Origin of the sequence: Williamsia sp., from assembly GCF_016462415.1 — a bacterium.
GTDB lineage: Bacteria > Actinomycetota > Actinomycetes > Mycobacteriales > Mycobacteriaceae > Williamsia_A.
In genome coordinates, this window is sequence record NZ_JAEMTF010000038.1 from 1 (window position 1) to 4,315 (window position 4,315).

A 4,315-nucleotide genomic window follows, 5' to 3' on the forward strand; every position below is an offset into this window, starting at 1 on the left:
AGTCGTAGATGACGTCGAGCCTGCGCCGACGAAGCTCGGCGAGCCCACTGCGCATGGCCTGCAGCTGGTCGGGTGTGTGACCCACCCAGTCGGTGAGTTCCCCGACGATCAGCACCGGCGCTTCGGTGCGGTACGAGCACGTGGGGTTGCCGGGCAGCTTCTTGTCGGTGACGTTCGGGTCGTCCTCGATCTCGCCCTGGGGTTCGACGAGGTAGATGCGCGGTGGTCCGTCGCCTACGGCCATCTCGGCTCCCCAGGCGGCCGCGTCCAGGGTGCGGGTGACATAGACGTGCTTCAGACGACGTCCCTTCTCGTAGTTCGACTCGTGGCCGGTGAGCAGCAGATCACCCGGCGCGAGGTCGGCCCGGGTGCCGTGCAGGTAGCCGCCCGATTCGTGCACGACAAAGGGTTTCGGTGAATTCGTCATGGTGTCCGTCCGTGTCGATGTCCGATGGCCGGATGATTGTGCGGCACCTGCGGGGTCTTGCCGCAAGACCCCCTGTGCGCTATACCGTGAAGTGGGACGAGAACACCGCAGTCGGTGCCGTACCCATTCGAGACACGAACCACCAGCGCAACGCCGAGGGGGCCGCACCGCGATGTTGTCAGGGCGCAGGTCCTGCTCGCCACGGACAGCGGTCGTGACGCTCGCGGTCGTCGTAAGTGTCGTGGTCGGTGGCTGTGCCGCGCCGTCGGACCCCTCGTCTCAAACGGGATCGCCCTCCGCGTTGGCCCCGTCGACCGCCCCGGACTGGGCGGGTCTGGAGCAACGGTCGGGTACCCGGATCGGGGTGGTCGCTCTCGACACCGGGACCGGCAGGACGATCGCCAACCGAGGCGACGAACGCTTCCCCATGCTGTCGACGTTCAAGGTCCTCGCCGTCGCGGCATTGCTGCGCGCACATCCGCGCTCGACGGGGTACTTCGACCAGGTCGTACGCTTCACCGCCGCCGACATCGTGCCGAACTCGCCGGTGACGAGTACCCGCATCGACTCCGGCATGTCGGTCGACGAGCTCGCGCGTGCGGCGCTGCAGTACAGCGACAACACGGCGGGCAACCTGCTCCTCGGCCGATTGGGCGGGCCCGGCGCGGTGACCGCGTTCGCCCGCTCGATCGGCGATCCGGTGACCCGTCTCGACCGCCGCGAGACCGAGCTGAACACCGCGATCCCGGGCGACCCGCGCGACACCTCGACTCCCGCCGCGGAAGCGTCGAATCTGCGTACAGTCCTGCTCGAGGCGCCCGACGCAACGGTCGCCCCGGCGAAACCGGACCGCGAACAGCTGGTCGACTGGATGATCCGGAACACCACCGGAGCGACGAAGATCCGCGCCGGGTTGCCGGGATGGACCGTCGCGGACAAGACCGGCGGCGGCGACCACGGTTCGGCGAACGACGTCGCGGTCGTCTGGCCGCCCGGTGGAGGGGCGCCGCTGGTGCTCGCGATCATGACCGTCCGACCGGCTGACTCGACCCTTGACGCCGATCCGAACATCATCGCGGCGATCACCCGCACCGCGGTGCGTGCGCTGCGCCCGGACGCGGGCTGACGAGCTACCGACCGAGCGTTCGGGCCAGCCGCCTCGCCTGCGGATTCGGCACACCATTAAGTTGGGGACATGACCGATGAGTCGCCCACCGCCGTGACCGAGGCCTGGCGCGACTACGGCCGGGCCAACCTTCCCGCTCCGCTCGCCGCCGCGCTGTCTGCCTTTGCCGACCAGGGCTACCACGGGACCTCGGTCCGCGAGATCGCGTCCCGTGCCGGGCTCTCGGTGCCCGGTCTCTACCACCACTACCCGTCCAAGCAGTCGATGCTCCAGGGGCTGCTCGAACGCACGATGTCGGATCTGCTGTGGCGCACCGAATCGGCCATCGCCGCTGCAGGCGACGACCCGGTGGACCAGTTCGACGCCGTCGTCGAGGCACTGCTGCAGTTCCACATCCATCGCCGCGAACAGGCGTTCATCGGCTCCACCGAGATCCGCAGCCTCGACGCCGACTACCGCCGGATCTACACCGGCCAGCGCAGACACCAGCAGACGATGGTCGACGAGGTCGTCCGCGCCGGTGTGGCGGCAGGCGTGTTCGTCACCGGTGTCCCCGAGGACACCGGACGCGCCATCACCACGATGTGCGTCGGGGTGTCCACCTGGTACAAGCCCGACGGCCGCCTGTCGCCCGAGGAGATCGTCCAACGTTTCCGGCGGATCGCCCGGGACACGGCCGGCTACGTCGGCCCACCGAGAGACTGACCCGCCCGGGCGGCGCCGAGACCCGGTCGCTGCTCGATCATCGACACGAAGCACGAGGAGGTGCGTCATGGCCATCGATCTGCGCTACAACGCGGAGGTGACCGACATCGTCGCGGCCACCGAGCAGTTCATCACCGACACGGTGCTGCCGCTCGAGGACGAGTTCGCAGGTGACCTCACGGCCGCCGGGGGTGACGACCTGCGCGTGGAGATGCAGGGCAAGGCCAAGGCCGCAGGCATCTTCGCGCCGCACGCACCGGTCGAGTACGGCGGCCTGGGCCTGAACATGTCCGACCGTGCGCCGGTGTTCGAGGCCGGCGGCCGATCCGTGTTCGGTCCCTTCGCGCTCAACATCAACGCCCCCGACGAGGGCAACGTCCACATGCTGGCCCACATCGCCTCCGAGGGCCAGAAGCAGCAGTTCCTCGCGCCGCTGTCCGCGGGTGACGTGCGCTCGGCGTTCGCGATGACCGAGCCGTCCCCGGGTGCGGGATCGGATCCCTCGGCGCTGGCCACACTCGCGACCAAGGTCGACGGTGGCTGGAAGATCAACGGACACAAGTGGTTCATCACCGGTGCGGACGGCGCAGGCTTCTTCATCATCATGGCGCGCACATCCGGCGAGCCGGGTAGCCGCGGTGGTGCGACGATGTTCCTCGCCCCCGCACCGGACAAGGGCATCGAGATCGTGCGGCACGTCGGCACCATCGACAAAGCCGGTATCGGCGGGCACTGCGAGATCAAGTTCCACGACCTGTTCGTCCCCGACGAGAACGTTCTCGGTGAGGTCAACGAAGGCTTCCGCTACGCGCAGGTCCGTCTGGGCCCGGCCCGGATGACGCACGTGATGCGCTGGCTCGGTGTCGCCGTGCGGGCCCACGAGGTGGCCGTGGACTACGTCGCGCGGCGCGAGGCGTTCGGGACGCGGCTCGGCGACCTCGGGATGATCCAGGCGATGGTCGCCGACAACGTCATCGACCTGTCGGCGTCGAGGGCCCTGCTGATCAAGGCGTGCCACGAACTCGATCTCGGTCACAACGCCGGCGATGAGACATCGATTGCCAAGACGTATGCCGCGGAGGCGTATTCGCGCGTGCTCGACCGGTCGATCCAGATGTGCGGCGGCACGGGTGTCACCGACGACCTGCCGCTGGCGCGTCTGCAGCAGGAGCTGCGGCCGTTCCGGATCTACGACGGACCGTCGGAGGTGCACCGGTGGGCGATCGCCAAACGGGCGGTCGGTAGGGCCAAGAAGGCGATCGACGCGCAGGACGTGCGATGACCGCGTCGCTGCCCGGCATGGATGCCGCGGCACTGAAGACCTTCCTCGTCGACTCCGGGGTCGAGGTCGTCGCCGACCTCGACGTCGAACTGATCGCGGGCGGGCGTTCCAATCTCACGTTCATCGCGACCGACGGCACGACGAAGTGGGTGGTGCGTCGTCCGCCGACGAGCGGTCTGACTCCCTCGGCACACGACATGAACCGCGAGTGGAAGGTCACGCGCGCGCTGCAGGACACCGCGGTCCCGGTCGCGAAGACGATCGCTTTCGACGCCGAGGGCACCGTCCTCGGGGCGCCGTGCACGGTCGTGGAGTACATCGACGGGACCGTCATCCGCTCTGCGTCCGACCTCGACGGGATCGACGACCCGACCGTGGAGCGCAACGTCACCGCGCTGATCACCGCGCTCGCCGACCTCCACCGGGTCGACTACGACGCGGTGGGTCTCGGTGAGTTCGGTAGGCCCGAGGGCTTCGTCGCACGACAGGTCAAGACGTGGACCCGTCAGTGGGAGCTGGTCAAGACCCGCGAGCTGCCCGACGTCCACGCGTTGGCCTCGGCGCTGGCCGAGAACATCCCCACCGACAGTGCGAACTCGATCGTGCACGGCGACTTCCGCGTCGACAACACCATCCTCGCCGCCGACGACCCGGGAGTCGTTCGCGCCGTGGTGGACTGGGAGATGTCGACTCTCGGTGACCCGCTCACCGACGTCGCGCTGATGTGCGTGTACCGGCAGCCGATCTTCGACCGGGTGCTCGGGCTGTCGGCGGC

General features: G+C 68.7%; 5 protein-coding genes. 4 read left to right on the forward strand and 1 reads right to left on the reverse strand.

The annotated features are described in order from the left end of the window. A partial coding sequence (arr, locus tag JHC79_RS11295) for an NAD(+)--rifampin ADP-ribosyltransferase (RefSeq protein ID WP_296390704.1) occupies nt 1-427 on the reverse strand: 427 nt, incomplete at its 3' end. A 214-nt stretch (nt 428-641) separates the two neighbouring features. Here arr and bla point away from each other — a divergent pair. The 4 genes from bla to JHC79_RS11315 form a co-directional block, all read left to right on the forward strand. Beyond that, nucleotides 642-1,553 (forward strand): class A beta-lactamase, encoded by a 912-nt coding sequence (gene bla / locus JHC79_RS11300; RefSeq protein ID WP_296390706.1) that lies wholly within the window; start codon nt 642-644, stop codon nt 1,551-1,553. A gap of 69 nt (nt 1,554-1,622) precedes the next feature. Continuing rightward, entirely contained in the window at nt 1,623-2,258 is a 636-nt protein-coding gene (locus JHC79_RS11305; protein ID WP_296390708.1) for a TetR/AcrR family transcriptional regulator, read from the forward strand. A gap of 67 nt (nt 2,259-2,325) precedes the next feature. Continuing rightward, entirely contained in the window at nt 2,326-3,540 is a 1,215-nt protein-coding gene (locus JHC79_RS11310) for an acyl-CoA dehydrogenase family protein (RefSeq protein WP_296390711.1), read from the forward strand. Then, nucleotides 3,537-4,315 (forward strand): phosphotransferase family protein (locus JHC79_RS11315; protein WP_296390712.1); only part of this gene is annotated, 779 nt, incomplete at its 3' end. The genes JHC79_RS11310 and JHC79_RS11315, both read left to right, overlap by 4 nt.